Below are 26,573 nucleotides of genomic sequence, written 5' to 3'. Positions count from 1 at the left end.
GTGTTCAAAGTGCAGAGCCACATTCACAAAGCTAAACTCGTCGCGCATCTCTCAAACCACCCATTCCTTAACAAATCCTTAAATCCACCACTACATCATATTGATTTACAACACATAAAAAAGGTCCCGAGTTGGGACCACCGCCTCACCGGATCAAAATCGCCCGGAAATCGTTCACATTGGTCCCGGTCGGTCCCGGTTCAAACAGATCGTCCAAAGCCTGAAACGCCGAGTAGGCATCATTGCCCGAAAGCAGCTTTGCAGGATGCAGCCCCAGCCCGCGCAGCCGCGCCATCGAGCCGCCGTCCGCGAAGGCCCCGGCATTGTTTTCCGAGCCGTCGATCCCATCCGTATCCGCCGCCAAGGCCGCGAACTCCACCCCCTCAGCCGCCAAAGCCAGCGCCAGCAAAAACTCCGAGTTCCGCCCGCCCCGCCCCTTGCCCCGCAACGTCACCGTCGTCTCACCGCCCGACAAGATCACCACAGGCCGCGCAAAGGGCCGCCCCCGGCTCGCCACCTCCCGCGCAATCGCGGCATGAACCCGCCCGACATCCCGCGCCTCACCCTCAATCGCATCGGACAAGATTACTGCAGGCACCGAAGAAGCCGCCGCCGCCGCCTCCAGACTGATCCGCGCCGAGGCGATCACCCGCACTTCATGCCCCGCAAACGCCGGATCGCCCGGATCGGGCGCGCGCCCCTCGTCCCCGGCCAACCAAGCCGCGACCTTTGCAGGCAATTCAATCCGCCAAGCCGCCACCATCGCCCGCGCATCTTCGCGGCTAACAAGGTCCGGCACCGTCGGCCCCGAGGCCACCTGTGCCGGATCATCCCCCGGCACGTCCGACACCACCAAGGAAACCACCCGCGCCGGATGGCAGGCCACTGCCAACCGCCCACCCTTGATGCCCGACACCTGCTTCCTGATCGCGTTCATCACCGAAATCGGCGCGCCCGAGGCCAGCAAAGCCCGGTTCAACCCCGCCTCATCCTCCAGCGTCAGATCCCCCGGCGGGAAGGGCAGCAAAGCCGAGCCGCCACCGCAGATCAGCGCCACCACCAGATCATCCGCCGAAAGCCCCCGCACCGCCTCAAACAGCGCGGCTGAGGCCGCCAACCCGGCCTGATCCGGCACCGGATGCGCCGATTCCATTACTTTGATCCGCTTTGTCGCGCAGCCGTAGCCGTAACGGGTCACCACCACGCCCTCTAACGGCCCATCCCACAAATCCTCAAACGCCGCCGCCAGTTGTGCCGCCCCTTTGCCCGCCCCGATCACCACGACACGACCCTTTGGACGGGCAGGCAGATGGGCACGCAGGGCCTGAGTGGGGTCAGCGGCGCGGACGGCGGTGCTGAACAACTGGGTCAGAAAGGCGCGATCTTCGGGGCTCATGGTACCGCGACGTCAAACACGAACACTCCCTCAGCGCCGCCTTCTGTGGCAGCCACGATCCGCGCCCCGATGGCCTGATGGGCGGGGTGAACCAGATAGGCGTCGCGCACCGCCGTGTCACGAAAATCGAACCAGAATACATCATCAAACCCACGCGACAGCGGCTCAACGGTGACGTTTCGCGAAACGTGGAATGACAGGATACCATCTATCTGCGATTTCAACCCGGCCAGCGCCGCATAAAGATCATCTTTGGTTTGCTGAGATGTGCCAGCCGGAAAGCGCAGCGCGACGATATGGCGGATCATGTTTGGCCTTTTAAGTAGAGGTTGGCGAGTGTTCTTGAACAACAGGCGTTTGGCAAACCATCTGAGCGCGCCTCGGGCTCGCCCGCAAGTGTTTTGGGCAGCTTGCCGAGCATTGAATGGAAAGGCCCGCCCCTGTAAACAAGGGCGGGCTGCTTTGGTTTCGCAAAGCGGGGTGTTTAATGCACCACGGCCTGCGCCGGACGCTCACGCCGAGACGCTGACACCCGGTCACCGATGATCAGCCCATCGGCCCCGGCGCTGACCTTAATCGTCGCGCCATCCAGTACGTCTCCCGACAGGATCATCTCGGCCAGCGGGTTCTGCAGATGGTTCTGGATCACCCGTTTTAGCGGACGCGCGCCGAACACCGGATCGTAGCCTTCATCGGCCAGCCAAGCCTTCGCCTGCGGGTCAAGATCCAGCGTGATCTTACGGCTAGCCAGACGCGCTTCGAGTTTGCGCAACTGGATTTCCACGATCCCGGCCATATCAACGCGGTTCAGACGATCAAAGATGATCTGCTCGTCCAGACGGTTCAGGAATTCCGGGCGGAAGTGCTGCCGCACCGCCTCCATCACCTGCGCCCGCGCGCCCAGCTGATCAGCCCCTTCCGGCAGTTCCGACAACGCCCGCGCGCCCAAGTTGCTGGTCAGGACGATCAGCGTTTGCTTGAAGCTGACGGTGCGGCCCTGACCGTCGGTCAGCATGCCATCGTCCAGCACTTGCAACAGCACGTTGAACACGTCGGGGTGTGCCTTTTCCACCTCATCGAACAACACCACCTGATAGGGGCGGCGGCGGACGGCTTCGGTCAACACGCCGCCTTCGTCATAGCCGACATAGCCCGGAGGCGCGCCGATCAGGCGGGACACCGAGTGTTTCTCCATGAATTCGGACATATCAATCCGCACCATCGCCGCGTCATCGTCGAACAGATACTCGGCGACAGCTTTGGTCAGTTCGGTTTTCCCCACCCCGGTTGGCCCTAGGAACAGGAAGCTGCCCAAAGGCCGCCCCTCGTCATTCAGCCCAGCCCGCGCCCGGCGGACAGCGTTGGCCACGGCGGTAACTGCGGCTTGTTGGCCGATCACGCGTTTGCCAAGTTCTTCCTCCATCTTCAGCAGCTTTTCACGCTCGCCTTCCAGCATTTTGGCGACGGGAATCCCGGTCCAACGCTCGACGACTTCGGCGATTTGTTCCGGGCGGACGGCTTCGGACACCAGCAGATCACCTTCACGGGCTTCCGCTTCGGCCAGCTTCTTTTCTAGTCCAGGAATGATGCCATAAGACAATTCACCCGCACGGCCCAAATTGCCGTCGCGCTTGACCTGATCCAGCTCGGCGCGGAAGCGGTCGAGTTGCTCTTTCAGATCGCGGGCGACTTCCAGCTTGTCACGTTCGTCCTGCCATTTGGCGGTCATCGCGTCGGATTGTTCCAGCAGGTTGGAGAGTTCCTTTTCCAGCTTTTCCAGACGGTCTTTGGAGGCCGCGTCATCTTCCTTCTTCAGCGCCTCGCCTTCGATCTGCAGTTGCAAGATCTGCCGATCCAACTGGTCGAGTTCTTCGGGCTTGGAATCCACCTCCATCCGCAACCGGCTGGCGGCTTCGTCCATCAGGTCGATGGCCTTGTCGGGCAGGAAACGGTCGGTGATGTAGCGATGGCTGAGCGTGGCTGCCGCGACCAATGCCGAGTCGGAAATGCGAACGCCGTGGTGCAGTTCGTATTTTTCCTTGATACCGCGCAGGATTGAGATGGTGTCTTCAACCGTCGGCTCCGACACCATCACAGGCTGGAAGCGGCGGGCCAATGCGGCGTCTTTCTCGACGTATTTGCGGTATTCATCAAGGGTCGTCGCCCCCACGCAATGCAGCTCACCCCGTGCCAGCGCCGGTTTGATCAGGTTAGCGGCGTCCATCGCGCCATCGGATTTGCCAGCGCCCACCAGCGTGTGCATCTCATCGATGAACAAGATGATGTCGCCATTGGCGGCGGTGACCTCATTGAGAACGCCTTTCAGACGCTCCTCAAATTCGCCGCGATACTTCGCACCGGCAATCAAAGCGCCCATGTCCAGCGCCATCAGTTTCTTGTTGCGCAAGGATTCCGGCACGTCACCGTTGACGATGCGCAGGGCAAGGCCCTCGGCAATCGCGGTCTTGCCGACGCCGGGTTCGCCGATCAGCACCGGGTTGTTCTTGGTGCGGCGCGACAGCACTTGCATGGCGCGGCGGATTTCTTCATCGCGGCCAATGATCGGGTCAATCTTGCCCTGCTCGGCGGCCTCGGTCAGATCACGGGCGTATTTCTTCAGCGCATCATAGGTTTCCTCGGCGGAGGCAGAATCCGCCGTGCGGCCCTTGCGGATGTCATTGATCGCAGAGTTCAGCTTCTGCGGGCTGACAGCACCTGCGTCCAAGGCATCCTTCGCGGCAGATTTGACCATGCCCAGCGCCATCAACAGACGCTCAACCGGAACAAACGAATCGCCCGATTTCTTGGCGACTTTCTCAGCCTCATCCAGCACTTTGACCAAGTTCGGGTCCATGAACGGCTGTGCGTCACCCGAGACTTTCGGCAGCTTGCCCATCGCCAAAGCCAAAGATTCCACGACGCGCAAAGGTTCCCCCCCGGCGCGGCGGATCAGGTTGCTGGCCAGCCCCTGATCATCGTCCATGATGGCTTTCAGCAGGTGTTCGGGCGCCAGCCGCTGATGGCTTTCCCGCATGGCAATGGTTTGCGCTGCTTGGATGAAACCGCGCGACCGTTCCGTGAATTTCTCTAAATTCATCGGTATCACTCCTTTTGCTAAGCGCCCCAACGATGCCCGGATCTCCAGCCCATCGCGGTGGCCTTGTGCGATATTTGGGGAGTTGTGGTTTGCTTTGCAATGCTGTGGATCAAGGACACTCTGGCAAATTTATGCTGGGTTTGCGCAGATAAGAACACGAATCCGCCTATTCGAGCAGATGGGGTCGGCACGATGCCGCCCGTTCTGGTGTTTGCAACCTGCGGGGGGCTGAACGGTCTTGCCCTGCGACGGGTTTGCAGCCCAATCGGAAACCAGAACTAGAAAAAGGCAGCGCGGATGCAGGATATTTTGCAGGTATTGATTCACAAGGCCCCGGTGCAAGACTTGCAGCTACATATCGGCAAAAGTGGCTTGTGCATTGGCGATGCGGCAGAGTTGCAGTTGCAAACGGATGGCAAGATCGGGATTTACGCGCAGGCGAAGCGGCCTTTGCTGGGGCTGCTGCCGCGTCGCAGTCTGCGGCATCTGGGCCAGTTGGGGCCAGCCGCGACCGCTGTTATGACCGAACCCCTACGCCACCGCGATCATCTGCGGGTGCGGATTGTCGGCCTGACGCCTGAGCATTTGTCACCCAGCGGGACGGCAGAGGTCTATATCTCGGTCTGGAGCAACACCCACCGGATGATGGGGGTGCGGCCGCCAACTCCGCTTCAGGTTGGCCCTATTCAGGGTTCGTAACGCATATAGGCGAAGGCACTGGAATCCGGTGCCCAATTTGGCACATTCATTGTGCCTTGGCCGCCGATGAACTCTAAAATCCGGCGACGGTTCTCACCTCGGAGGTCGCACATGCAGAGTGCTACGGGCAGGTTTGCCGGGTGACCAAGCGTGCCGGGCGGATAGGCCAGATACAGCAGGTGCTGACCGTCGGGTGAGGGGTGCGGGAACCAGTTGACGTAGTCATCCGCGAACAGCTTGCGTTGACCCGTGCCATCCGCTGCCATCACCCAGATCTGCGCGTGGCCGTCGCGGTCGCAGTTGTAGTAGATTTGGCGACCGTCGGCGGAGAAGTCAGGTCCATCGCAATGGCCTTCCCCCATGGTCAACCGCGACTCAACGCCCCCCAAAGGCAAGGTGTAGACGTCGATCACCTTCTTCTCGCCCCGCGCCGCAACATAGGCGAGCACCTTACCATCCGCTGACCAGCCATGCCACCAGCTTGGGGCCTCGGGCGAAATCCTGATCGGATCGCCCCCCTTGGCAGGCAGCAGATAAATCTGCGAGCCTTGGCCCTCATGATGCGAGGAAATCACGATCTGGCTGCCATCCGGGCTGATACCGTGGTCGTTGTTCAGCTTCACCGCCACACCGGTTTCCACAGGGGCCAGCGCAGGGGCATCAAGGGCCACGCGAAACAACCGCCCCTCGGCATTGATCAATAAGGTCTCGCCGGAAGGGTTCCAATTTGGTGCCTCGATGTGGCGATCCGTTTGCAAGACAACGCGCGAAGTTTCGCTGGCAAGATCGTAGATTTCCAGAAAGCAGCGCATGGAAAACCCCTTTTCAGGCAAACGCATAGGGTGGGTGCAACCCGGCGGTCCGAGCGGTGGGTTGCACCCACCCTACCCACGTTCCTTCGGCGTCAGCAATTTCTTCGGCCGCAGCGCCTCAGCGGCTTTGAACAGCCCGAAGGTCTGGTTGACGTAATTCACCACGCCACCAATCTGCTCCAGATACTTCTGCAATTCAGGCGTCTTTTCGGCCTCAATCACCTGGACCGGCCGATCCGGGCCTTCGGCTTCAAACTGGCAGTAGAACAAAGGCTCGCCGCGTTTCAGGATGATATCCTTTTCGGGCTCGTGCCACTCAAATGCCCACATCAGCGGGCGCGGCCAGATGTTCAACGGAAAGCGGCCACCAAAGATCGTGCCGGGAAGTTGTTCGCGGCGATAGTGGGCAAAGGCGGAAAGTTGGGTGATATAGACCAGCTCATCCGCGATAAAGCAGTAGGGCAGCGACATCTGCACGGTCGGGCGATCCGGGTAGCGCCATTCGGTTTCTGACACCAAAGTCATCACCTCGCCCAGCTTGTTGGCGCGGATGGTCGAGGCCGCCCCGGCCCGGTTGATCAGATGCGGTTTGCCTTTGTCGTCGCGGCCAAAGCCGAGATGCATGTCAAATGGGCATTTGATCATGAAATAACGGCTTTCCAACTGGATCACCGCCGGGCAGCGGCTGGCCGATTTGGCGTGGGTCTTGTTGGCTTGGCGAAACAGCACCCGCTCGGGCGGGTCATACAGCACCGCGCCTTTGTCTTGCGTCAGAAACCAGCCGATGGTGACGGGGCCGGATTTCGGCCCTTCTTCGGGGCGCTCAAAGGTCAGGTTAATGTCCATGCGCGGGCCTTTCGTTTTGGTCAGAGTCGGCGGAAAGCCGTCTGCTGTCAATCCAAGCAGGTCAATCGGCGGCGGAGCGGACCAGTTGCGAACCAGCTTGCGGCGAGAGCTTGGCGAAGATCATGGCGGAGGAGAGCGACAGCAAGGCGATTACGATGAACACCACGGGGAAGTTGCCCAGATCGGTGGCCGATGTGCCGCGCAAATAGCCCGCGCCCTCTAGCGTCATTGCGGCCAAGGTGATGCCGATAGAGCCGGAAAGTTGTTGCAGCACGGCGGTGAAAGAGGTGGCCGAGGACAGTCGCTCGGAGGGTACTTCCGCGTAGGCGATGGCGTTCACCGAGGTGAATTGCAGGGATCGCGAGAGGCCGCCCACGAACAACACGCCCAGCATCAGCAGCCACGGCGTTTGCGGGGTAAAGCTGGCCGGGGCGAGGATGAACACCGAGGAAATCAGCGCGTTGACCAACAATACCCGACGGAAGCCAAAGCGGCGCAGGATCGGTTGGGCGGCGAATTTCAACACCAGTGCGCCGATGCCTGAGGCGAAGGTGATCATACCGGATTGGAACGGGTTCAGACCGAAGCCAAGTTGCAGCATTAGGGGCAGCAGGAAGGGCAGGGCGCCGACTCCGACGCGGAACAGCGTGCCTGCGGTGACAGAGATGCGGAAGGTGGGCAGCGCCAGCAGGCGCAGGTCGACCATCGGCTCGGGGGTGCGCAGGGCGTGGCGGACGTAGAGGGCTATCAGGCCGGCACCCGTGGCAGTCAAGCCGAACACGGCCAGCGGGGTGGCAAGGTTCAGGCCCATCAGCGTCGCGCCGGTCAGAAAGCCCGCAAGGCCGGGGCCAAGCAGCAGGAAGCCCGCGGTGTCAAAGCGGCGCGGTTCAGGTTCGCGCAGGTCGGGGATGAACAGGGTGGCGAGGATCACCCCCAGCACGGCGATTGGGATGTTGATCCAGAATATCCATCGCCAATCCCAGTAGGTGGTGATGTAGCCGCCCAAGGGGGGGCCGAGCACCGGGCCAAGCAAGGCGGGCACGGTCAGCCAGGCCAGCGCTCCAACCAGCCCAGCACGCGGGGTGCCGCGCAGCACGATCAGGCGGCCCACCGGGGTCATCATCGAGCCCCCCAGACCTTGCAGGGCGCGGGCGGCGACGAGTTCGATCAGGTTGGTCGAGAGGGCGCAGGCGATGGAGCCTAGGGCAAACACGACGATGGCGAGGCGGAAGATTTTGCGCGCCCCGAACCGGTCGGCCATCCATCCCGAGGCGGGGATGAAGACTGCGAGGGCGAGCAGGTAGGTGGTGAGGACCAGCTTCAGGTGGATCGGATCGGAGTTCAGATCTTTGGCGATCTGGGGCAGGGAGGTGGAGAGGACGGAGCTGTCAATATTCTCCATCAGCAGGGCTGTCGCGACGATCAGGGGGAGGATGCGGGCGGAGGGCATGGCGGGACAATCCCTCAAGCTCCGGGCGGGTGCAAGGGTGGTTTGGAGGGGTGGCACGCGGTTGTGAAGGGGGTGGGATTTGGGGGGTTGGGTGTGGTCCCGAGTTGGGACCTTTGGTTTACTGTTTTATATCAGTGGGTTACGAATTTTTTAATGAAGGGTTAACCATTTTTGGGGTGGGGTTGCCGGATCAGCGTCGAAACGGCCTTGCAACGGCGCATGGAATGCCTCGAGTCGGCAAAGGCAGGGATGCGGTAGCTATGCTAACGCATTGGACATTCCCACCTTACAGATGATCAGAGAGAGGTGACAGATTGACAATGTGATCTCGGCAATCCATAAATATACATCGTATAATTAATGGAGTTCGCCATGATCACCGGACATGTCTTCATCGCAACTAGTCTGGACGGCTTTATCGCCCGCGAAGACGGCGACATCGGCTGGTTGCTTGAACGAGACGACCCCACCGAAGATCATGGTTATGATGCTTTCATCAAGGACATCGACGTCATCGTGATGGGGCGCGGCTGTTATGAGGGGATTCGGCATGTAAAGCCGTGGCCCTACACCCGCCGTGTTCTCGTCATGTCGCGGACATTGAAAGATCAGCCGCTTCCTGAGGATCTTCTAGGCAAAGTCGAAATCACGGACAAGTCACCCGAACAGGTTATGGCCATGTTAGAGGCTCAAGGATGCCGACGGGTCTATGTGGATGGCGGGCAGATCATCCAGTCGTTCCTTCGCGCCGGACTGATTACCGAGATGGTGATTTCAAGTGTGCCAATTCTGCTTGGACAGGGTCGAGCTCTGTTTGGCCAGCTTTCCTTCGACATTCCGCTCGTCCACGACAATACCCGCCGCTTCAAATCGGGCCTTGTGCAGTCGCACTACCGGATCGCAACATGAACCGCCCAAGAGGGCGTCCATCGCGCGAGGAGGCCATCCCCTCACGCGAGGACATGTTGGCTACCGCGCTGCAATTGCTGGATTCCAGCGGAGCCGATGGCTTCACCATGCGCGCTTTGGGCAAGCGTCTTGGGGTGAATCCGATGACGATTTACCACCATTTCGGGGACCGTGATAGCTTGATCAAGTCCATTGCCGATCAAGTCTACTCTGGCGTTTCGGTATCAGAGTCTGGAGGGGGTCTGTGCCGGGTGGAGGCACTTCTGCACGCCTATCATGCCTGCGTTGTCAGGCATCCCGAACTTACGCTGCTAATTTTCAGCGGCCCAGATGTCTTCCCGCTGCAGGCGCAACGGATAACCGAGGACATAGCCAAGTTCTTGATTGACGCGGACGTGACGCAAAGCAAGGCGGCAGTATGGGTCAACATCCTTGTCGATTTTACCCATGGTGCAGCTATCGCAACCGCCGTGGCCCTGCGCGGTAAAGCTGATGGCGTCACGGCCGATGCGGGCGATCCGTATACCGAGGGGCTGATGGAGTTGTTGAAAGCGATACAGGGCAATCAGTAACCTGCTCAGGTTTGGCAACGTAAGGGGGTGTCCGCAATGGCCTCTAAGCGAGGTTTCCCTCATCCGCCGCCCGAAGGCAACTTCCAGTCTAGAGGGGTTCTGTCTGTTTGGAAGTGTTTTCGCGACGCCCCCCCCCCCTACAACAACCCCTCCGCCCCGAAATGCCTTGGGAAGAACGCCATGGCGGCGGCTTGGACGGTTTGGAGGGCCTCGGTGGCAGAATAGGGTTCGCGGGTGGAGATCAGGTCGACCCAGACGCCTTCGGAGGTGACGCGCAGGACGCGCGAGATCAGGATGGGGTCGCCGGGGTAGCGACCTTCGCGAAGTAGCGCGGCGCAGATTTCTTCCAGTTTGGTGATGTAAAGCCGGTCATTCTCGCCGCACTTGGCTTGGTAGAGCGGGCGGCTTTGCGCCTCGCCCCAGAACGACAGCCATGCGGACAGGCGGGCCGGGGTGCAGATCGCGGGTTCAAAATCGGCGCGGATCAGGGCGTCGAGCTGGTGGGCAGGGGATGGTCCGGCGGCCTCTAGTGCTGTGTCCCAGTTCTGGCGGTATTCGTCGGAGAGATAGCCGAGGGTTTCAGCCAAAAGCGCGTCTTTGGTCTGGAAATGGAAGTTGACGAGGCCATGCGAGATGCCCGCGCGGCGCGCCACATCGGTGAGGGTGGTGCGGGCGTAGCCCTGTTCGGCCAGCACGTCGATGGTGGCCTCAATCACCTGGGCGCGGCGGGTTTCGCGCGACAGTTTGCGCGGCGGGGGAATGGTGGGTGCGTGATTCATGGCGCTTTCTTAGCTGAAATATCGCTTTTGGTAAGCTATACAAATTCTGATTGACAGACCAGTCAGAATCTTGCGAGCATCAGGAAACAGCACTGGTTTGCCATGACTCAGATCTCGCCCCTACCTTCGCCACGACTGGAGTTCTGCCCTACGACGCTTCCGGCGACGGTTTATGCCGATGCGGAGTGGTATGCGCGCGAGATGGCAACGGTGTTCGCGCGGAACTGGATTTGCGTTGGGCGGCTGGAGGATTTTGGCCGCGGGATGATGCGGCGGGTGCAGGTCGGTGCGGCGGATGTGATCGTGTGCCGAGCGGCGGAGGGCGGGGTTTCGGCGTTTCACAATGTTTGCAGGCATCGCGGGTCGGAATTGTGCCGGGAGGCGGTGCAGCCGTTGGGCAAGCTGATCCGCTGCCCCTATCACGCCTTTGCCTATGCGGCGGATGACGGGCGCTTGGTGGCGACGGGTCATGCGGTGCCGACCTCGGATTTTGATCGCGCCGCGCATGGGTTGCTGGCGGTGGCGTTGCGGGTTTGGGCGGGGTTTCTGTTTCTGAACACGGCAGAGTCGCCGCGCGATTTGGTGGCGGATGTGGATTTGGACGTGCTGGATCATTGGCCGATGCAGCGGCTGGTGACGGGGCATGTCTGGCGGACCGAGATTGCCTGTAACTGGAAGGTGTTTTGGGAGAATTACTCGGAATGTCTGCATTGTCCGGGGATACATCCTGAATTGTGCGACCTCGTGCCTGTTTATGCGCAGGGGATCATGGCGGCGTCGGAGGCTGTGGGTTGGGCGGGGGAAGTGCCGTCGGGGAACCTCAAGCTGGGGGCGGAAAGCTGGACGCCTACGGGCGCGGCTTGTGGGCCGGTGTTTGGGGGGTTGACCGAAGCGGAGCGGGCGGCGGGGTATCAGTTCGTCACCTACTGGCCGACGGCTTATGTGGTGGCGCATGTTGATCACGTGCGCTCGGTGCGGATCGTGCCGCTGGGGCCATTGCGCACGGCGCTGGTGGTGGCGTGGCATTTCTCGCCCGAGACCTTGGCGCAGCCGGGGTTTGATGCCTGCGAGGTGGCGGCATTTGCCAAGATCGTGCTGCGGCAGGATGGCGAAGCGGCAGAGATGAACCAGCGGGGGATGGCCTCTCCTGCCTATCGCGGTGGCACGTTGATGCCCGAGGAATATGAGATTCACCGCTTTCACCAATGGCTTTTACAAGAAATGGAGGTCAGCTGATGACCCAACATGATGCAGCCAGCCTGACAATTCCGAATGATTGGGATCGCCGTGGGCTTCCGGCTTGGACCTATCACTCTGAGGCGATGTTTGCCTTGGAGCGCGACAAGTTGTTCCTGACGTATTGGCAGGTGGTGGGGCATGTCAATGATGTGGCCGAGCCGGGGAATTGGCTGGGCTTTGACCTTTTGGGCGAGCGCGCGGTGGTGATGCGGGGGCAGGATGGCGTGGTGCGGGCATTTCATAACCTGTGCCGCCATCGTGGCGCGCGGGTGGTGGATGGTGAGAAGGGGCATTGCAAAGGGGCCTTGGTCTGCCCGTTTCACGGCTGGGTTTATAATCTGGACGGGTCGTTGCGGGGGGCGGCGCAGCCTTCCAGCTTTGGCGCGCTCGACCGGAGCCAGTTTGGGTTGAAGCCGATTGAGATGGAGATTTTCCACGGCTTTATCTTCATCCGGTTCTTTGCGGGGCCGCAGCCCTCGGTGGCGGATATGCTGGCCCCCTATGACGCCGATTTTGAGGGCTATCGCAGCGAGGGTGTGCTGCCCTTGGATATGCCGCATTGGGCGACGGAACTGCCGGTGAACTGGAAATCGGTGCGTGATGTCGACAATGAAGGCTACCATGTGCCGATGGCGCATCCGGCGCTGCAGGATTTGTATGGCCGGACCTACCGAGATCTGCATCTGGATGGCGGGCTGAACGTGTCGATTGGCACGTTTGGCGATGCCCAGGCGCGGCGGTGGTCGGTGAAGATGTATCTGGCGATCACCGAGCGGCAGGAATGGTTGCCTGAGCATTTGCAAACGGAGTGGACCTATTACGGGCTGTTTCCAAATGCGGTGTTCGCCTTCACGCCGGAGTCGGTGCAGTATTATCAGGAAATCCCGATCTCACCGGGGAAGACGCGTGTGACGGGGCGGATTTATCGGCAGCCAGTAGAAAGCCGTCGCATGAAGGCGGCGCGGTATCTGGCGTATCGGATTGACCGCGATACCTCGGCTGAGGATCAGCAACTGTCGATCTGGTCGAACGAGTCGATGCTGTCCACCGCGTTTGAGGGCTTTCATCTGTCGGATCTCGAATATGGGCTGAAGCGGCACCATGATTCCTTGCGTGCGCTGATGCCGGTGATGACTTTGGCAAAGGCCCCGCCCGAAGCGGAAATCGCAGCACGCAATGACGAATTGATTTGCCAGTCAAAATCGCAGGGTTAACCTGCATGAAAACCATAAAATCAGGGAGACGGCCATGACACTGACACGGCGCCACGCGCTTGGACTGCTTGGCGGCACTTTGGCCGCGCCCTATGCCCGGCCATCCTGGGCTGCGGCAGCGACGGTGAATGTCTACAACTGGTCGGATTACATCGGCGAGACGACGCTGGCGGATTTTGAGAAAGAAACCGGGGTGGGGGTGGTTTACGATCTTTACGCCTCGGCGGAAGAGATGCAGGCCAAGATGTTGGCGGGATCGACCGGCTATGATGTGGTGCTGATGTCGAGCCTGAAGCTGGCGAGTTTCATCAAAGCTGGTGTGTATCAAAAGCCAGATCGTGCCAAGCTGACCAACTGGGCCAATCTGGACCCGGCGATCTTGAAGATCGTTGAGGGCTTTGATCCCGGAAACCAATATGGCGTGCCGTATATGTGGGGCTCGGTGGGCTTCACCTTCAACATGGACATGGTGAAGGAACGGCTGCCAGATGCGGATTTGTCGGATTTGGGCACGCTGCTGAACCCCGAGAACGCCGCGAAGCTGGCAGATTGCGGGATTTCGCTGCTGGATAGCCCGACAGATTTTGGCTTCATGGTGCTGAGCTATCTTGGCTTAGATGCCAGTTCGGCGCGGGAACCGGAATATCGCAAGATGGCCGAGGCGGTGGCACCGATCCGGCAATATGTATCCACCTTCGACAATGCCAACTATCTGAACACCCTGCCGAATGGCGAGATTTGCGTGGCGAATACCTGGTCGGGCGATTACGGCGTGGCAAAGACGCGGGCGGCAGAGGCGGGGATCAAGATCGACCTGCAATATTTCGTGCCGAAAACCGGGGCTCCGGCGTGGTTTGACAACTGGTGCATTCCCAGCGATGCGCCGAACGTCGAAGGCGCCCATAAGTTTATTGATTACCTGCTGCGGCCTGATGTGATTGCGGCCTGCACCAATTTCACCGGCTATGCCAATGCCAACCAAGCCGCGACGGCTCTGGTCGATCCGGCGATCACCGGGGACCCGGCGGTCTACCCCGATGCGGAAACCTTGAAGCGGCTTTATACCCCCGCGCCACAATCCGAGGAGCAGGATCGCGAAATCACCCGGATTTGGGCCGAGATCAAGGCGGGTTAGGGTGGCTGATCCGTTCATCCGTATAGACAATGTGTCGAAGAAATTCGGCACATTTCAAGCCGTGCAAGACGTATCGTTGACCGTGGCGCAGGGCGAGATTTTCTCGCTGTTGGGTGGGTCGGGCTGTGGCAAGACCACCTTGCTTCGGATGCTGGCGGGGTTTGAAGAGCCCAGCGCTGGGCAGATTTTCATCGACGGGCAGGATATGGCGGGCGTGCCGCCGTGGCAGCGCCCGGTGCATATGATGTTCCAAAGCTATGCATTGTTCCCGCATATGAGCGTCGAGAAGAACGTCGGCTATGGGCTGAAGCACGAGGATATGACGGCAGCGCAGCGCAAGGCGCGGGTGGCTGAAATGCTGGAACTGGTGCAGTTGACGGCCTTTGGGCATCGCAAACCGCATCAGATTTCTGGCGGCCAGCGGCAAAGGGTGGCTTTGGCGCGGGCTTTGGCGCGGCAACCGAAGCTGTTGTTGCTGGACGAGCCATTGGCGGCTTTGGATAAAAAGTTGCGCGAGCATACCCAGTTTGAGCTGATGTCCATTCAGGAGCGCACTGGCGTGACCTTCATCGTGGTGACGCATGATCAGGAGGAAGCGATGACGCTTTCGGACCGGATCGCGGTGATGGACAAGGGGCGGGTGAAACAGGTCGGAGCGCCGACCGAGGTGTATGAATACCCGAACTCACGGTTCGTTGCGGGGTTTATCGGCTCTATTACGGCGTTTCCGGCGAAGGTGCGAGCCTTGGCGGGCGATTTGGCCACGGTAGAGGTCGCGGCCTTTCAGGGCGCTGTGCAGGCGCGCGCGGTGCCGGGGCTGAACGTGGGGCAAGAGGTGACTTTGGCGGTACGGCCCGAGAAACTGGTGATCAGTCAGGTGCGGCCCGAGGGGGCGAATGTGATTGCGGGTCAGGTCAAGGATCTGGCCTATTTCGGCAAGGATAGTCTCTACCGCATCACTTTGCCGTCGGGCGAGTTGATCTCGGTGCATTCGGTCAATGCAGGCCGGAGCGCGGGCGGGCGGCCGGATTGGGATGATCAGGTTTACCTGAGCTTCGCGCCGGCTGCGGCAATTTTGCTGGTGGAATGATGCGCAACCGGATCGCGCATTGGCTACAGGGTCGGGGCTTTCGCGATGTTATCATCGGGTTGCCATATGTCTGGCTGCTGCTGTTTTTCTTTATCCCGTTCTGTCTGGTGTTGGCGATTTCCTTTGGCAGCCGCACGCCAACCGCGCCGCCGTTTGGCTATGGTGGTGATCATCCGTGGATCAGCTTTGTCGGCTATTCCCGGCTGTTGCATGATGAGCTCTACATAAGGGCGTTTTTAGTCTCATTGAGCAACGCGGCGACAGCGACGGTGTTGTGCCTGCTGTTGGGCTACCCAATGTCACTGGCCTTGACGCGGGTGTCGGCGAGTTGGCGGAATATCCTGCTGATGCTGGTGATTTTACCGTTTTGGACTTCGTTCCTGCTGCGGGTTTACGCGTGGATGGGGCTGATGGGGAAGAATTCCTGGTTCAATGCTTTGCTCACCGATGCCTATAATACGCTGACCCCGGCGGGCTGGCATCTGTCGAGCATCCCGATGATGCACAGCAATTTCGCGGTGGTTCTGGTGATGGTTTACACCTACCTGCCGTTCATGATCCTGCCTTTGTATGCCAATCTGGAGCGGTTGGACCCGGTGCTGGATGAGGCGGCGATGGATTTGGGCTCGCGTCCGTTCCGGGTGTTTCTTGATGTGACTTTGCCGCAATCGCTGCCGGGGATTATCGCGGGCGCGATGCTGGTATTCATCCCGGCGGCGGGGGAGTTGGTTATTCCGACGCTGGTGGGGGATGCGTCCAGCCCGATGATCGGGCGGGTGATTGCGGATGAGTTTTCCTCGGCTTCGGATTGGCCGATGGCGGCTTCGGTGGCGATTGCGTTGCTGCTGCTGATGGTCGGGCCGATGATGCTGTACACGCATTATCAGACCAAGGCCGAAGCGGGAGAGGAACCATGAGACGCCGCCCCGTCTTCCTGATCACCGTGATGTGCTTTGGCTTCGCGTTCTTCTACATCCCGATCATGTCGATGATGGTCTATTCGTTCAACGGATCGCGGTTGGCGACGGTCTGGGGCGGGTTTTCGACCAAGTGGTATGTCTCATTGCTGTCAAACAAGCAGGTTGGTGCGGCGCTTCTATTGTCGCTGAAGATCGCGGTCACTTCTGCCACGGCGGCGACGATATTGGGCACGATGGCGGGAATTACCCTCGCGCGGTTCCGGCGGTTCAAAGGGCGGACGTTGTTTTCCGGGTTGGTGACGGCACCGCTGATCATGCCCGAGGTGATCACCGGAATATCCTCGCTGATGCTGTTCATTCTGATGGCGAAATTCCTCGGTTGGCCATCGGCGCGCGGATTTACCACGGTGACGCTGGCGCATATCACCTTTTCGATGGTGTTTGTGACCACGATCATTCAGTCGCGGATGCTGCAAGCGGATCGCGCCATTGAAGAAGCCGCGATGGATTTGGGATCGAAGCCTTGGGCGGTGCTGTTTGATGTGACCTTGCCGGTGATCTTTCCGGCAATCCTGTCGGGCTGGTTGCTGGCGTTCACGATTTCACTCGATGATGTGGTGATCACCTCGTTCACCACGGGGCCGGGCAACACCACCTTGCCGCTGCTGATCTGGTCGAAGGTCAAGCTGGGGGTGACGCCGGATATTAACGCTTTGGCGACATTGACGGTGCTGGTGGTCGGTTGTGGTGTGGCTTTGGCGGGGTATCTGTTGAACCGATCCGAGAAGCGGCGCGATGCGGATGCGCGGTTGGCGTATCGTGACAATGACTGAAGGGGTGCATATTCCGCTGGGTCTGCCGGGATCTGGGCGGCAGCGCTATGCGGCAGCGATGACTTTGTATCAGGCGGGGGTAATTTCAGAGGCAGCGCTGGAGGTTTATCGGATATGCTCGCCTTTAGATTGCCAAGATCCGCTGGCCTTGCTGCGCGAGCGGGCGTTGGATGTACCGCCGAGGGAGCACCATGACTGAGACTTTGATTTACAACGCCCGCATCCGCACTATGGACCCGGCCTGTCCGCTGACGGGGGCGGTGCTGTTGCGCGATGGGCTGGTGGTGGCGCTGGGCGAGGCTGCTGAGGAGCGCGCGCTGGGGGCAAGGCGGATTGATGCGGGCGGACGGCTGGTGCTGCCTGGGTTTCAAGACGCGCATATCCATTTGCTGAATGGCGGGACGGATCTGGTGGAAACCGCGCAGTTGTATGATTGCGTGACGCTGGCCGAGATTCAGGCGGTGATGGCGGCACATACGGCGGCGCAGTCTGGGCCGATGATCTGGGGCGCGGGCTGGCAGTGCGGCTTCTTTGGCGATCATAATCTGACGCGCGAGGTGTTGGATACGGTGGTGCCCGATCGGCCTTGCCTGATCTACGATGGCAATTTTCACAACGCCTGTTTGAACTCGGCAGCCTTGGTGATGATCGGCGTGGGGGCGGATACGCCGGACCCGTTGAACGGTCATATCGTGCGCGATGCGCGCGGCGTGGCGACGGGGATGCTGCATGAGGAGGCGATCAACTGGGCCACGCAACGGTTGCCGCAAACCGGGGATGATGTGCACAGACAGGGGGTGTTGGCGGGGCAGGCTTTGGCGAACAAGCACGGCATCACCGGGGTGATTGATCCATGGATTCTGGATCATCACGCGCGGATTTACGGCGGGGCACTGGCAAAGGATGCGTTGACGCTGCGGGTGGCGGGGGCTTGTTTGGTGACGGCTGCCGATACGGTGGAGACGATGATGACCCGACTGCGCAGGCTTCGTGCGGCGCATGGCGGGCGGGATTTCCACCTGAACGCGGCGAAGTTTTTCCTGGATGGCGGGCTGGAGAACCGCACGGCGGCGATGCTGGCACCCTATGCGGATACCGCCGGGGGCAATGCCGCGCTGATGTTCCCGCAAGCTCAGATCGACGCGTTGTTTACCGCGCTGGATGCGGAACGGTTTCAGATTCACGTCCATTGCATTGGTGATGCCGCGACCCATGCCGCGCTGAACGGGTTTGCGGCGGCGCGGGCTGTGAATGGGGCTTGGCCTTCGCTGCACCAGATTGCGCATTGTCAGGTGGTGGATCCTGCCGATTTCCCGCGCTTTGCGGCGCTGGGCGTCATGGCGAACCTCCAGCCGCTTTGGGCCTGCAACGATCCGATCATCCCGGATGAAACCATGCTGATGATTGGGTCGGCGCGTGCGGCGCAGACCTATGCGTTCCGGTCGCTGATCGACGCAGGCGCGCCTTATTGCATCAACTCGGATTGGGCGGTGACCACGCTGAACCCGTTTGAGATTATCGGCACGGCGGTGACGCGCGAACCACCACGGGCGCGCGGGGTGGCGGAGCCGTTCTTCCCCGATCAGCGCCTGACCGTGGCCGAAGCGGTTTTGGGCTATACCACCCATGCCGCTGCCGCCTGCTGGCGCGGGCATTACACGGGTGCGCTGACGCCGGGTTATTCTGCCGATCTGATCGTGCTGGATCGCGATATCTACAGCGTCCACCCCTATGCGATTGCCGAAACGCGGGTGCTGATGACCCTGTTCAAGGGCCGCGAAGTCTATCGCGCGCCGCATTTTTCCAACTGAAAGGCTGCTGACATGACCCTGAATATGAAACCGATGGCAGCGGACGACCGCCGGATTGCCAATATCCACACCGCGAAGTTTGAGGAATTTGTCTATCCCGATGGTCTGGCGTTGGGCGATGCGATCTTGCAGCATGATACGGATTTGCCGCTGGGCACCGGCTTTCATGTCTACCGGATGCCAGCGGGGATGACGACGCGCAGCCATCGCCACATGGGGCATGAGCAGTTCCTGATACTTGAGGGCGAGTTGATTGAAAGTGACGGCACGGTGTTTCGCGCTGGCGATCTGGTGTTTTACCGCGATGGCACCGAGCACAATTCCTACACGCCAAACGGTTGCCTGCTGGCGGTGCATATCGTCGGGCCGGAACAGCCGCTGGAATAGGTTCAGCTGCGCCAGTCAGGCAGGTTTGCGGGCCATCTGTCGGGCGAAAAACAGCCCGATCCGGGATAAGGACCAGCCGGATGACCCGCTTCTGTGCTGGGTCCCGGCAGGCTGTCGGACCGACCTAGCTTCACAGATGCTTGATGGCGAAGCTTGCGCGCAAAGGAGCCTTGAGTAGATCCGGAGGCAGTCTGCACATGTGAGGTATTCATCCTATACAACGGAGAAGATGCCAAATGTCTTCCGTGGAAAAAACTGTTGCATCTGTTTAGGCGCTGGTTGCGACGCACAAGGATAAAACCGCGCATCTGATTGTGGTGCAAGACGCTTTGACCAACGCGCCCAGCATCACCCTTTCGCCGGGACAATCGCTGCGCGGCGCAGACCCCGGCTCTGGCATCACGTTCGCGGAGGGCCGCGACGGGGTTCAGCTGTCCACCGATAACCGCATCCACAGCATCCGCCTGCAGACCTCGGTGGAAAAACGCGCGATCTTCAATGACACCTCGGTTGCCAGCCTTGGGCGGATCGAGGTGCGCGGGATCATCGTCACGGGGCGGGTGCAAATTCTGGCACGGGACAAGGTGCGCAGTGGCCATGTCGATGTGAAGGATCTTGATATCGTGTCGGCGGATGCGCGCGACGAGACAGATCGGCCGCAGGGCTATGGCATGGCTGTGCTGCAGGGGGCGTTCACGCTGTGGAACATGCAGCAAGACACTGATGTCACCATCAGCGCCGATCTTGTCGGCCTCTCGGCGGGCCGGGATGGCGCGCCGGTGCGTGGCTGCGGTATCTTTGTTAGCGGCGGTGGTGACAAGGCTGGCAAGCTGAGCGTGCGACGGCTGGAAACCGATGCGGTTTACAGCGATGGCGGCATTGCGCCGGGCACGCCGGACCAGATCACCGGCGGGGTGTTCACCGTCTATGGCGCGCATGTCGATGTGGTGCGCAATCGCGGCCCGGTGATGACTTTTACGGCGTCAACGACATGGTGCTGGACAACTGCGGCGTGGTGGATCGCTAGACCGCAGAGGCGAAGATCACCTCGCATGGCCCCAGCGGCATCGGTTTTGTCAATTTCGGCATCGTGCATGAGTTGAAAGTGAACGCGCCGATTGAAACCTTTGGCCAAGGCGCCCGGGGCTTCAACGTCTATACCGGCACGGTCGATCAGGCCGAGTTCGACCGCATCACCACCCATGCGGATGGCGCCGTGGGGATCCAGATCAGCCAGCCCAACGGACGGCTTGTCGTGCGCCGGGGCATCGAGACCTTCGGCAGCACCAGGCCCTCGCTGGTCAAGGGCAAGGTCATCAGCCTGTCCGCCATCGGCCTCAGCATCAAGCCGGGCGGTTCCGCACGCGAGATCGAAATTTCTGGTGGCATTAAGACCCATGGCGCTGGCGTCGCGCCAATCGAGCAGCATGGCGCAATCGAGTCCCTGCGGGTCAGCGGCGGCTTCCTTGCGGCGGGCGACGGTTTCGACAAGATCTGAAAGCGGGGTGCGACCCCGCTTTCCACCGCAGACAGTGCAGCCCGCGCGCTTCCCATATGGTTTGCGGCTTCGGGCCTAGGTCACATCGAGCCAGCTTTGCTGTTGCGACGATTGTTGGATGGTTTCCACAAGCGTCTGAATCCGCAGGCCCTTGCGGAAGTTGAACGGCTCGGGCGCTTTGCCCGCGATGGCGTTGATGTAGCCTGCGACCTCGATGGCCTTCAGGTCATTGAAGCCGATCTGGTGGCCAGCGGCGACGCAGAACAAGCCGTAGGGGGCGTGATCTGGCCCAGCCTCGATGCGGCGGAAGCCTTGGCGACCCTTGGCATCGGCGGTCGAGAAGTAATTGAGAACGTTGAAGTGTTCTTGGCTGAACGCCAGCGCCCCCTTGGTGCCATACACTTCAAAATCATGCTGCATCTTGCGGCCGGTGGCGATCCAGTTGCCTTCTATGGAGCCCGTCGCCCCATTCTCAAACCGCAGGAAAGCGCGGCCCACATCATCCACCGTCACAGCTTTGCGACCGCCTTTGCCATCGGGACGCTCGGAGATCATCGTCACAACGTCGCCCATCACCCGGGTGATCGGACCGCAGAGGAATTCGGCGCTGGCGAGCGCGTGAGAGCCAATATCGGCCAGCGCCCCACCGCCCGCCGGGTCGTGGCGGAAGCCGTAGGGGCCATTGGCGTCGGCCATGTAATCTTCGGCGTGCAGGCCACGATAGCCACGAATTTCACCCAACTCGCCCGCCGCGATCATATCCCGCGCAAGCGCCAGCATCGGGTTGCACAGGTAGTTGAAGCCGACTTGGGTTTTCACCCCTTTAGCTTCGGCGGCGAGGGTCATTTCCAAGGCGTCAGCCGCCATCGGGGCCAATGGTTTCTCGCAATACACATGCTTGCCAGCGGCAATCGCGGCCAGCGACATTTCCTTGTGCAGGGCGTTCGGCGCGGTGATCGACACCAGATCAATCTCGGGGTCCGCGATGATGGTGCGCCAATCAGAGGTGGCGTTTGAAAAGCCCAAAGTCCGCGCCGCGCGTGCTGCCGCATCATCCGTGATATCCGCCACCGTATGCAGTTCCAGATCACAGGGAAGCTCAAACACCCGCGGGGCCGAGGTGAAGCCGAACACATGCGCCTTGCCCATAAAGCCGGTGCCAATCAGGCCGATGCGAAGTTTCGGTTTGCTCATATCAGGGCGTCCTTATGGGGGTCAGCTGCGGTTTCGGGATGAAATCCGCGATAGGGTTGGGGCTTGGTTTGGTCAAGTGCGCGATCTTTGGCAGGCCCAAAGCCTCGTCAAAAGCCATCAGCGGGCGTGGCGGTGAATTCTGTTGCAATCGCGCTGGGTTGTCATAGGAAACAGGGGAGAGGGTGGTTTCCAGATGCAAGACGCCGATGTTCCGCACAGCTATGAAGACCTGATCCGGGTCATTCATGACCGCTACGAGACGATGAGCAAATCCTATCAGATCATCGCGCGCTATCTGACGCAGAACCCGAATGATGTGGCGGTGCTGAGCGTCACGGCGTTGGCGGCGAAATGCGATGTGCATGCGTCGAGCTTCGTGCGGTTCGCGCAGGCCTTGGGCTATCGCGGGTTCAAGGAATTGCAGGTGTTGTTTCAGCGCAGGCTGTCCACCGCAGCCCCCGGTTTTGATGCGCGTGTGCGGGCGCTGGAAGCGGAATTGGGCGCGCGGGCGGATCATTCCGAGATCGGCTTTCTGCGCGATCTGGTGGTGCGGGATTTGACCTCGTTGCAGGACCTGCTGGCCTCGATTGACGGGGTGCAAATCGCGCGTGCGGTGGATCTGATGGAGGTGGCGGATACGATCTATCTGCTGGGGCAACTTCGATCCGCCCCGGTGGTGGATTTGCTGCGCTATGTGCTGACGATGCTGGGCAAGCGGGTGGTTTTGCTGGACCCCGGCGGCGGGCTGGCGACGCATATGGCGCGGACAATGCAGCCGGGCGATCTGCTGTTTGCGGTCAGCTTTCGGTTCTACGCGACCGAGGTGGTGAATATCGTCGAGGAGGTCGCAGCGCGGGGTGTGCCGATTGTGGCGATCAGTGACAGCACCCTGTCGCCCTTGGCGAAGAACGCGCAGGTGTTGTTCTCGGTGCCCGAGCATGAATATACCTTCTCGCGATCCTTGGCGGCGCCGATCTGTCTGGCGCAGGCTTTGACGGTGGCTTTGGCGGCGCGATTGCAAAAGACCGCAGGCGCGCCGCGTATTCCGATTGTGACAGCGCGCTGATTACAGCGTCATCGGGCCATCCGGCACCGGCATCCCGCCCGCAACCGCACCCCAGACCGATTGGTCAAAGTTGACCACAGCCCCGGTCATCAGGCCTGCGTCGTCGGAGACAAGGAAGTTCACCGCGCGGGCGGCCTCGGCGGGGTCAACCAAGCGGCCGAAGGGCAGGTTTGCGGTGGCCTTGGCCTCCCAATCCGCCCCACCAGTGGCGGCTTGCAAGGCGCGTTCGTGGTCCGACGACATCCAGCCGATGTTCAGCTGATTAACGCGGATGCGGTTGGCCATCACCGAAAACGCGGTGTTGGTGGTCAGGGTGGTCAGCGCGCCTTTGGAGGCGCAATAGGCGTTGATGAAGGGCTGACCTGCGAGGGCCGAGATCGAGCCGATGTTGCAAATCGCCCCCTGAACGCCGTCGCGGATCATCAGTTTGATCGCGTCTTGCATCAGGAAATACGGGCCACGCACGTTGACGGCGAACATGCGGTCAAACAGGTCCGGCGAGGTATCCAGAATCGTGCCGCGATCGGTCAAAGCGCCTGCGTTGACCAGCACATCAAGGCGGCCAAACAGGCGGTCGGTTTGCGCGATGGCGGCGCGACAATCGTCCACCGCGCCAAAATCGGCGGCGATGAAATGCGCGTTGGTGCCGTGGGTTTGGTGCAGCGATTTGGCAACAGCCTCACCCCGCGCGGCATTGCGCCCGGTGACGATGATGCCAGCAGCACCTGCGGCGGCAAGGCGGTGGGCGATGGCAGCGCCAAGCCCCTGCGTCGCCCCTGTCACAACACAGATTTTGCCGTCCATCCGATTGCCGGAGAAGGTCATTGCACAACCTCATAGCCAGCCGCTGCCATGACGCGCAGCAGTTCTTTATGGCCTTTTTGCGCCATCGCTAACGGAGGCGAAACCTTGGGATCTTGCTCTGCCTCAACCACAAACCAGCCCTCATAGCCGTAAGAGGCACAGCGTTTGACGATGGTTTCAAAGTCGAGGGAGCCATCGCCTGGCACGGTGAACGCGCCTTTCATCACCGCATCTAGGAAACTCTCACGCGACCGATCTAGGCCGTTGATCACGTCCATCCGCACGTCTTTGGTGTGGACATGGCTGATGCGGTTGTGGTGATTGTCGAGCACCCGCAGCACATCGCCACCGGCAAAAGCCATGTGGCCTGCGTCAAACAGCAGGGGGATGCCTGCGCCGGAGTGTTTCATGAACAGATCAAGCTCGGCCTCTGTCTCAATGACCGCCGCCATGTGGTGGTGGTAGGACAAGGGCATGCCCTGATCTGCGCACCATTCGCCAAAGGCGGTCATATCATGGGCATAGGCGCGGATTTGATCTTCGGACAGCTTGGGTTTGCTGGCGAGGGGTTTGGCGCGGTCGCCTTGGATCGAGCGGGCCACCTCGCCGTAAACGATGCAAGGCGCGCCTGCGGCGATGAAGAAATCCATCTGGGCGCGGATACGGTCCTTGTTGGCCGCAATGCCATCGTCCAGCACGGTGCCCGAGAACCAACCGCCACAGACCGAGATGCCGAAGCGGCTCAGGATTGGGCCAAGTTCGGCCATATCCATCGGAAAGCGCCGTCCCGTCTCCATCCCGGTAAAGCCTGCGACGGAGGCTTGGCGCAGACATTCTTCCAGCGTCACATCGTCGGACAGTTCGGCCAGATCGTCGTTCCACCACGCGATAGGGGCGATGCCGAGTTTGGCTTTCAGATGCGGTTTGGCATTCATATCAGACTCCGATGCGCTGCTTGGCGCGGATGTGTTCTTGCTGGACGCGGGCTTGGCGCACGCTGTCGCGGGAGGATACCTCGGGCACGCCAACATCCCAATCGGCATCACCGGGCACCCAGGCATAGGCGTCGGTGGTGATCGAGATCACCGTGGTGCGGTCGGTGGTCTTGGCCCATTCGAGCGCGGCGGCGAGGTCAGACAGACTTTCGACATGGCGGCTTGCCGCCCCCATTGCGCTCGCATGGGCTGCGAAATCGACATGCAGGGGGGCGCTTGGGTTTTGCACACGGCAATCCTTCAGCAGATTGTTAAAGCCGGGCACACCCTTGGCCTGTTGCAGGCGGCTGATCACAGCATAGCCGCCGTTGTCGCAGACCACGATGATCATTTTGTGACCCGACAGCACCGAGGAATAGATGTCAGAGTTCATCATCATATAGGTGCCATCGCCGAGCATGACGATGGGCGTCCCGCTGACCGCACCGGGCCCGCTTTGCGCCATCGCACAGCCCCAACCAGCGGCAATCTCATAGCCCATACAGGAAAAACCGAACTCCAGATCAAAGGTATGCGGGGCCTTGACGCGCCAGCCCTTGGCAACCTCACCGGGCAGACCACCAGCGGCAGAGATCAGCGTGTCATGTTCGCCCGCCGCAAGGTTCACTTGGTGGACGACTTGGGCATAGGTTGGCACCGGAGTGTTGGTCGTGGCTTGGTGGCTGTCGAGCAGCGCGTCCCATGCGGCGAACAAAGCCTTGGCGCGGGGTAGGTAAGCGGGGTCGGCGTGCCAATCGCCTAGGGCCGCGTTCAACTCCGTGACGGTTTCCAAAGCATCCCCCACCACTGCCAAAGCCCGGTGTTTGGTGGCGTCATAGCGGGCCGCGTTGATCGAGATAAACCGGGCGTCTTGCGCGAAGGCGGTCCAAGACCCGGTGGTGAAATCCTGCAACCTTGTGCCGATGGCCACGATCACATCCGCCTCAGCCGCCAAAGCATTGGCCGAAGTAGAACCGATGATGCCAAGCGGGCCGCAATGCACCGGGTGGCAGTGGGTGAGCCCGCCCTTGCCCGCGTTGGTTTCGACAACCGGAATCCCGCGCTGGGCGGCGAGTTCGGCCACCGCAACCTCGGCCCCAGAATAGCGCACGCCGCCGCCTGCGATGATCAGCGGGGTTTTGGCGGTTTTGAGCAGTGCCACGGCTTGCGCCAAAGCGCTGCGGTCGGCGCGCGGGCGAGGAATCGTCCACAGCCGTTCCTCGAAGAACGCCTCGGGGTAGTCGAAGGCCAATTCCTGGGTGTCTTGCGGCAAGGCAATAAAGGCGGGGCCACAATCGGCTGGGTCCAGCATCGCCGCCACCGCTTGTGGCAAGGATGAGATAATCTGCGCTGGATGGGTGATGCGATCCCAATAGCGGGTGACGGCTTTGAAGGCGTCATTCACCGTCAGCGTCGGGTCGTTGTAATGTTCAACCTGTTGCAGCACCGGATCGGGCAGGCGGTTGCTGAACGTGTCGCCTGCGATCAGCAGCACCGGCAAGCGGTTGGCGTGCGCGGTGCCCGCCGCCGTCACCATGTTCAACGCCCCCGGCCCAATCGACGAGGTGGCAATCATAATCTGCCGCCGCCGCTTCGCCTTGGCAAAGCCTATGGCGGCGAGGGCCATCGACTGTTCGTTCTGGCCGCGCCATGTCGGCAGGCGGTCTTGCACGGCCTCCAAAGCTTCGGACAGGCAGGTCACGTTGCCATGGCCAAAGATGCCGAACACGCCCGCAAACAGCGGCACTTTCTGGCCGTCGATCTCAGTCATCTGAACCTTCAACCAGCGCACCAGCGCTTGGCTTAATGTCAGGCGAATGGTGGCTTTGGACATGCTGGCTCCTCCCA

26 protein-coding genes are annotated in these 26,573 nt (G+C 60.8%); 15 read left to right on the top strand and 11 right to left on the bottom strand.

From position 1 onward, the window contains the following. Positions 1–145 precede the first annotated feature (145 nt). The 3 genes from ACS5RD_RS02360 to clpB all read right to left on the bottom strand — a co-directional run bounded on the left by ACS5RD_RS02360 (position 146) and on the right by clpB (position 4,493). Positions 146–1,396, bottom strand: coding sequence for a glycerate kinase type-2 family protein (locus ACS5RD_RS02360; protein ID WP_489929827.1), 1,251 nt, complete (start codon positions 1,394–1,396; stop codon positions 146–148). Beyond that, a complete protein-coding gene (locus ACS5RD_RS02355; protein ID WP_489929826.1) occupies positions 1,393–1,704 on the bottom strand; it encodes a Dabb family protein in 312 nt (103 codons plus the stop codon). Before ACS5RD_RS02355 ends, ACS5RD_RS02360 begins: the two co-directional genes overlap by 4 nt. Before the next feature lie 176 nt (positions 1,705–1,880). Then, positions 1,881–4,493, bottom strand: coding sequence for an ATP-dependent chaperone ClpB (clpB, locus tag ACS5RD_RS02350; protein WP_489929825.1), 2,613 nt, complete (start codon positions 4,491–4,493; stop codon positions 1,881–1,883). A 297-nt stretch (positions 4,494–4,790) separates the two neighbouring features. Between clpB and ACS5RD_RS02345 the strand changes: the two genes are divergently transcribed. Next, entirely contained in the window at positions 4,791–5,192 is a 402-nt protein-coding gene (locus ACS5RD_RS02345) for a hypothetical protein (protein WP_054004458.1), read from the top strand. On the opposite strand, the gene ACS5RD_RS02340 is transcribed toward ACS5RD_RS02345, so the two are convergent. The 3 genes from ACS5RD_RS02340 to ACS5RD_RS02330 all read right to left on the bottom strand — a co-directional run bounded on the left by ACS5RD_RS02340 (position 5,180) and on the right by ACS5RD_RS02330 (position 8,300). Further along, positions 5,180–6,004, bottom strand: a complete 825-nt coding sequence (locus ACS5RD_RS02340) for a TolB family protein (RefSeq protein WP_489929824.1) — start codon at positions 6,002–6,004, stop codon at positions 5,180–5,182. The two genes, ACS5RD_RS02345 and ACS5RD_RS02340, sit on opposite strands and share 13 nt — an antisense overlap. 72 nt (positions 6,005–6,076) lie before the next feature. Then, on the bottom strand, positions 6,077–6,850 hold the full coding sequence (locus ACS5RD_RS02335; protein ID WP_489929823.1) for a hypothetical protein: 774 nt from the start codon (positions 6,848–6,850) through the stop codon (positions 6,077–6,079). Positions 6,851–6,911: 61 nt separating this feature from the next. Continuing rightward, complete coding sequence (locus ACS5RD_RS02330; protein ID WP_489929822.1) at positions 6,912–8,300, bottom strand: DHA2 family efflux MFS transporter permease subunit; 1,389 nt, start codon at positions 8,298–8,300, stop codon at positions 6,912–6,914. A 372-nt stretch (positions 8,301–8,672) separates the two neighbouring features. Here ACS5RD_RS02330 and ACS5RD_RS02325 point away from each other — a divergent pair, with 372 nt between their 5' ends. Both ACS5RD_RS02325 and ACS5RD_RS02320 read left to right on the top strand, forming a co-directional pair. Beyond that, entirely contained in the window at positions 8,673–9,209 is a 537-nt protein-coding gene (locus ACS5RD_RS02325) for a dihydrofolate reductase family protein (protein ID WP_489929821.1), read from the top strand. Next, a complete protein-coding gene (locus tag ACS5RD_RS02320; protein WP_489929820.1) occupies positions 9,206–9,781 on the top strand; it encodes a TetR/AcrR family transcriptional regulator in 576 nt (191 codons plus the stop codon). Before ACS5RD_RS02325 ends, ACS5RD_RS02320 begins: the two co-directional genes overlap by 4 nt. Before the next feature lie 137 nt (positions 9,782–9,918). Here ACS5RD_RS02320 and ACS5RD_RS02315 read toward each other — a convergent pair whose 3' ends face one another. Further along, positions 9,919–10,560, bottom strand: a complete 642-nt coding sequence (locus ACS5RD_RS02315) for a TetR family transcriptional regulator (RefSeq protein WP_489929819.1) — start codon at positions 10,558–10,560, stop codon at positions 9,919–9,921. A gap of 102 nt (positions 10,561–10,662) precedes the next feature. Between ACS5RD_RS02315 and ACS5RD_RS02310 the strand changes: the two genes are divergently transcribed. The 11 genes from ACS5RD_RS02310 (at position 10,663) to ACS5RD_RS02260 (ending at position 20,687) form a co-directional block, all read left to right on the top strand. Then, positions 10,663–11,796: an aromatic ring-hydroxylating oxygenase subunit alpha gene (locus ACS5RD_RS02310; protein WP_489929818.1), complete on the top strand. Its 1,134-nt coding sequence runs from the start codon at positions 10,663–10,665 to the stop codon at positions 11,794–11,796. Continuing rightward, on the top strand, positions 11,796–13,013 hold the full coding sequence (locus ACS5RD_RS02305) for an aromatic ring-hydroxylating oxygenase subunit alpha (protein WP_489929817.1): 1,218 nt from the start codon (positions 11,796–11,798) through the stop codon (positions 13,011–13,013). The genes ACS5RD_RS02310 and ACS5RD_RS02305 overlap by 1 nt, the downstream gene beginning before the upstream one ends. Positions 13,014–13,047: 34 nt before the next feature. Continuing rightward, positions 13,048–14,148 (top strand): polyamine ABC transporter substrate-binding protein, encoded by a 1,101-nt coding sequence (locus tag ACS5RD_RS02300; protein ID WP_489929816.1) that lies wholly within the window; start codon positions 13,048–13,050, stop codon positions 14,146–14,148. Between the two features lies 1 nt (position 14,149). Further along, entirely contained in the window at positions 14,150–15,238 is a 1,089-nt protein-coding gene (locus tag ACS5RD_RS02295; protein WP_489929815.1) for an ABC transporter ATP-binding protein, read from the top strand. Next, a complete protein-coding gene (locus ACS5RD_RS02290; RefSeq protein ID WP_489929814.1) occupies positions 15,238–16,155 on the top strand; it encodes an ABC transporter permease in 918 nt (305 codons plus the stop codon). The genes ACS5RD_RS02295 and ACS5RD_RS02290 overlap by 1 nt, the downstream gene beginning before the upstream one ends. Further along, positions 16,152–16,991, top strand: coding sequence for an ABC transporter permease subunit (locus ACS5RD_RS02285; RefSeq protein WP_489929813.1), 840 nt, complete (start codon positions 16,152–16,154; stop codon positions 16,989–16,991). Before ACS5RD_RS02290 ends, ACS5RD_RS02285 begins: the two co-directional genes overlap by 4 nt. Next, positions 16,978–17,190: a hypothetical protein gene (locus ACS5RD_RS02280; RefSeq protein ID WP_489929812.1), complete on the top strand. Its 213-nt coding sequence runs from the start codon at positions 16,978–16,980 to the stop codon at positions 17,188–17,190. The genes ACS5RD_RS02285 and ACS5RD_RS02280 overlap by 14 nt, the downstream gene beginning before the upstream one ends. Beyond that, positions 17,183–18,802 carry an amidohydrolase gene (locus tag ACS5RD_RS02275; RefSeq protein WP_489929811.1) on the top strand — a complete coding sequence of 540 codons (1,620 nt, stop codon included), beginning with the start codon at positions 17,183–17,185 and terminating at the stop codon, positions 18,800–18,802. The genes ACS5RD_RS02280 and ACS5RD_RS02275 overlap by 8 nt, the downstream gene beginning before the upstream one ends. A gap of 12 nt (positions 18,803–18,814) precedes the next feature. Then, positions 18,815–19,189 (top strand): cupin domain-containing protein, encoded by a 375-nt coding sequence (locus ACS5RD_RS02270; protein ID WP_489929810.1) that lies wholly within the window; start codon positions 18,815–18,817, stop codon positions 19,187–19,189. Between the two features lie 329 nt (positions 19,190–19,518). Next, positions 19,519–20,292 carry a hypothetical protein gene (locus ACS5RD_RS02265; protein ID WP_489929809.1) on the top strand — a complete coding sequence of 258 codons (774 nt, stop codon included), beginning with the start codon at positions 19,519–19,521 and terminating at the stop codon, positions 20,290–20,292. A gap of 2 nt (positions 20,293–20,294) precedes the next feature. Beyond that, positions 20,295–20,687: a hypothetical protein gene (locus ACS5RD_RS02260; protein ID WP_489929808.1), complete on the top strand. Its 393-nt coding sequence runs from the start codon at positions 20,295–20,297 to the stop codon at positions 20,685–20,687. Positions 20,688–20,762: 75 nt separating this feature from the next. Here the strand turns inward: ACS5RD_RS02260 and ACS5RD_RS02255 are convergent, their stop codons facing one another. Further along, positions 20,763–21,881, bottom strand: a complete 1,119-nt coding sequence (locus ACS5RD_RS02255) for a Gfo/Idh/MocA family protein (RefSeq protein ID WP_489929807.1) — start codon at positions 21,879–21,881, stop codon at positions 20,763–20,765. A 193-nt stretch (positions 21,882–22,074) separates the two neighbouring features. Between ACS5RD_RS02255 and ACS5RD_RS02250 the strand changes: the two genes are divergently transcribed. Further along, the gene (locus ACS5RD_RS02250; RefSeq protein WP_489929806.1) at positions 22,075–22,947 is read left to right on the top strand and encodes a MurR/RpiR family transcriptional regulator; all 873 of its coding nucleotides are present in this window, start codon (positions 22,075–22,077) and stop codon (positions 22,945–22,947) included. Here ACS5RD_RS02250 and ACS5RD_RS02245 read toward each other — a convergent pair whose 3' ends face one another. Genes ACS5RD_RS02245 through iolD form a run of 3 tightly spaced genes read right to left on the bottom strand, consistent with a single transcriptional unit; the run spans position 22,948 to position 26,559 of the window. Beyond that, complete coding sequence (locus ACS5RD_RS02245) at positions 22,948–23,772, bottom strand: SDR family oxidoreductase (protein ID WP_489929805.1); 825 nt, start codon at positions 23,770–23,772, stop codon at positions 22,948–22,950. After that, positions 23,769–24,686 (bottom strand): myo-inosose-2 dehydratase, encoded by a 918-nt coding sequence (gene iolE / locus ACS5RD_RS02240; protein ID WP_489929804.1) that lies wholly within the window; start codon positions 24,684–24,686, stop codon positions 23,769–23,771. Before iolE ends, ACS5RD_RS02245 begins: the two co-directional genes overlap by 4 nt. A 1-nt stretch (position 24,687) precedes the next feature. Next, positions 24,688–26,559: a 3D-(3,5/4)-trihydroxycyclohexane-1,2-dione acylhydrolase (decyclizing) gene (gene iolD, locus ACS5RD_RS02235; protein ID WP_489929803.1), complete on the bottom strand. Its 1,872-nt coding sequence runs from the start codon at positions 26,557–26,559 to the stop codon at positions 24,688–24,690. Between the last annotated feature and the right edge of the window lie 14 nt (positions 26,560–26,573).

The sequence above is a fragment of the Cypionkella sp. PAMC25878 genome (assembly GCF_058135695.1).
The sequence above is the reverse complement of the archived record's forward strand: the minus strand, read 5'-3'. Positions and strand labels throughout refer to the sequence as shown.

Coding starts and splice junctions, on each gene's coding strand:
- ACS5RD_RS02255 (WP_489929807.1), bottom strand. CDS start 21,881: ATGAGCAAACCGAAACTTCGCATCGGCCTGATTGGCACCGGCTTTATG.
- ACS5RD_RS02340 (WP_489929824.1), bottom strand. CDS start 6,004: ATGCGCTGCTTTCTGGAAATCTACGATCTTGCCAGCGAAACTTCGCGC.
- ACS5RD_RS02325 (WP_489929821.1), top strand. CDS start 8,673: ATGATCACCGGACATGTCTTCATCGCAACTAGTCTGGACGGCTTTATC.
- ACS5RD_RS02345 (WP_054004458.1), top strand. CDS start 4,791: ATGCAGGATATTTTGCAGGTATTGATTCACAAGGCCCCGGTGCAAGAC.
- ACS5RD_RS02285 (WP_489929813.1), top strand. CDS start 16,152: ATGAGACGCCGCCCCGTCTTCCTGATCACCGTGATGTGCTTTGGCTTC.
- ACS5RD_RS02360 (WP_489929827.1), bottom strand. CDS start 1,396: ATGAGCCCCGAAGATCGCGCCTTTCTGACCCAGTTGTTCAGCACCGCC.
- ACS5RD_RS02300 (WP_489929816.1), top strand. CDS start 13,048: ATGACACTGACACGGCGCCACGCGCTTGGACTGCTTGGCGGCACTTTG.
- ACS5RD_RS02270 (WP_489929810.1), top strand. CDS start 18,815: ATGACCCTGAATATGAAACCGATGGCAGCGGACGACCGCCGGATTGCC.
- ACS5RD_RS02335 (WP_489929823.1), bottom strand. CDS start 6,850: ATGGACATTAACCTGACCTTTGAGCGCCCCGAAGAAGGGCCGAAATCC.
- ACS5RD_RS02310 (WP_489929818.1), top strand. CDS start 10,663: ATGACTCAGATCTCGCCCCTACCTTCGCCACGACTGGAGTTCTGCCCT.
- ACS5RD_RS02305 (WP_489929817.1), top strand. CDS start 11,796: ATGACCCAACATGATGCAGCCAGCCTGACAATTCCGAATGATTGGGAT.
- iolE (WP_489929804.1), bottom strand. CDS start 24,686: ATGAATGCCAAACCGCATCTGAAAGCCAAACTCGGCATCGCCCCTATC.
- ACS5RD_RS02315 (WP_489929819.1), bottom strand. CDS start 10,560: ATGAATCACGCACCCACCATTCCCCCGCCGCGCAAACTGTCGCGCGAA.
- ACS5RD_RS02290 (WP_489929814.1), top strand. CDS start 15,238: ATGCGCAACCGGATCGCGCATTGGCTACAGGGTCGGGGCTTTCGCGAT.
- clpB (WP_489929825.1), bottom strand. CDS start 4,493: ATGAATTTAGAGAAATTCACGGAACGGTCGCGCGGTTTCATCCAAGCA.
- ACS5RD_RS02245 (WP_489929805.1), bottom strand. CDS start 23,772: ATGACCTTCTCCGGCAATCGGATGGACGGCAAAATCTGTGTTGTGACA.
- ACS5RD_RS02330 (WP_489929822.1), bottom strand. CDS start 8,300: ATGCCCTCCGCCCGCATCCTCCCCCTGATCGTCGCGACAGCCCTGCTG.
- iolD (WP_489929803.1), bottom strand. CDS start 26,559: ATGTCCAAAGCCACCATTCGCCTGACATTAAGCCAAGCGCTGGTGCGC.
- ACS5RD_RS02275 (WP_489929811.1), top strand. CDS start 17,183: ATGACTGAGACTTTGATTTACAACGCCCGCATCCGCACTATGGACCCG.
- ACS5RD_RS02250 (WP_489929806.1), top strand. CDS start 22,075: ATGCAAGACGCCGATGTTCCGCACAGCTATGAAGACCTGATCCGGGTC.
- ACS5RD_RS02355 (WP_489929826.1), bottom strand. CDS start 1,704: ATGATCCGCCATATCGTCGCGCTGCGCTTTCCGGCTGGCACATCTCAG.
- ACS5RD_RS02320 (WP_489929820.1), top strand. CDS start 9,206: ATGAACCGCCCAAGAGGGCGTCCATCGCGCGAGGAGGCCATCCCCTCA.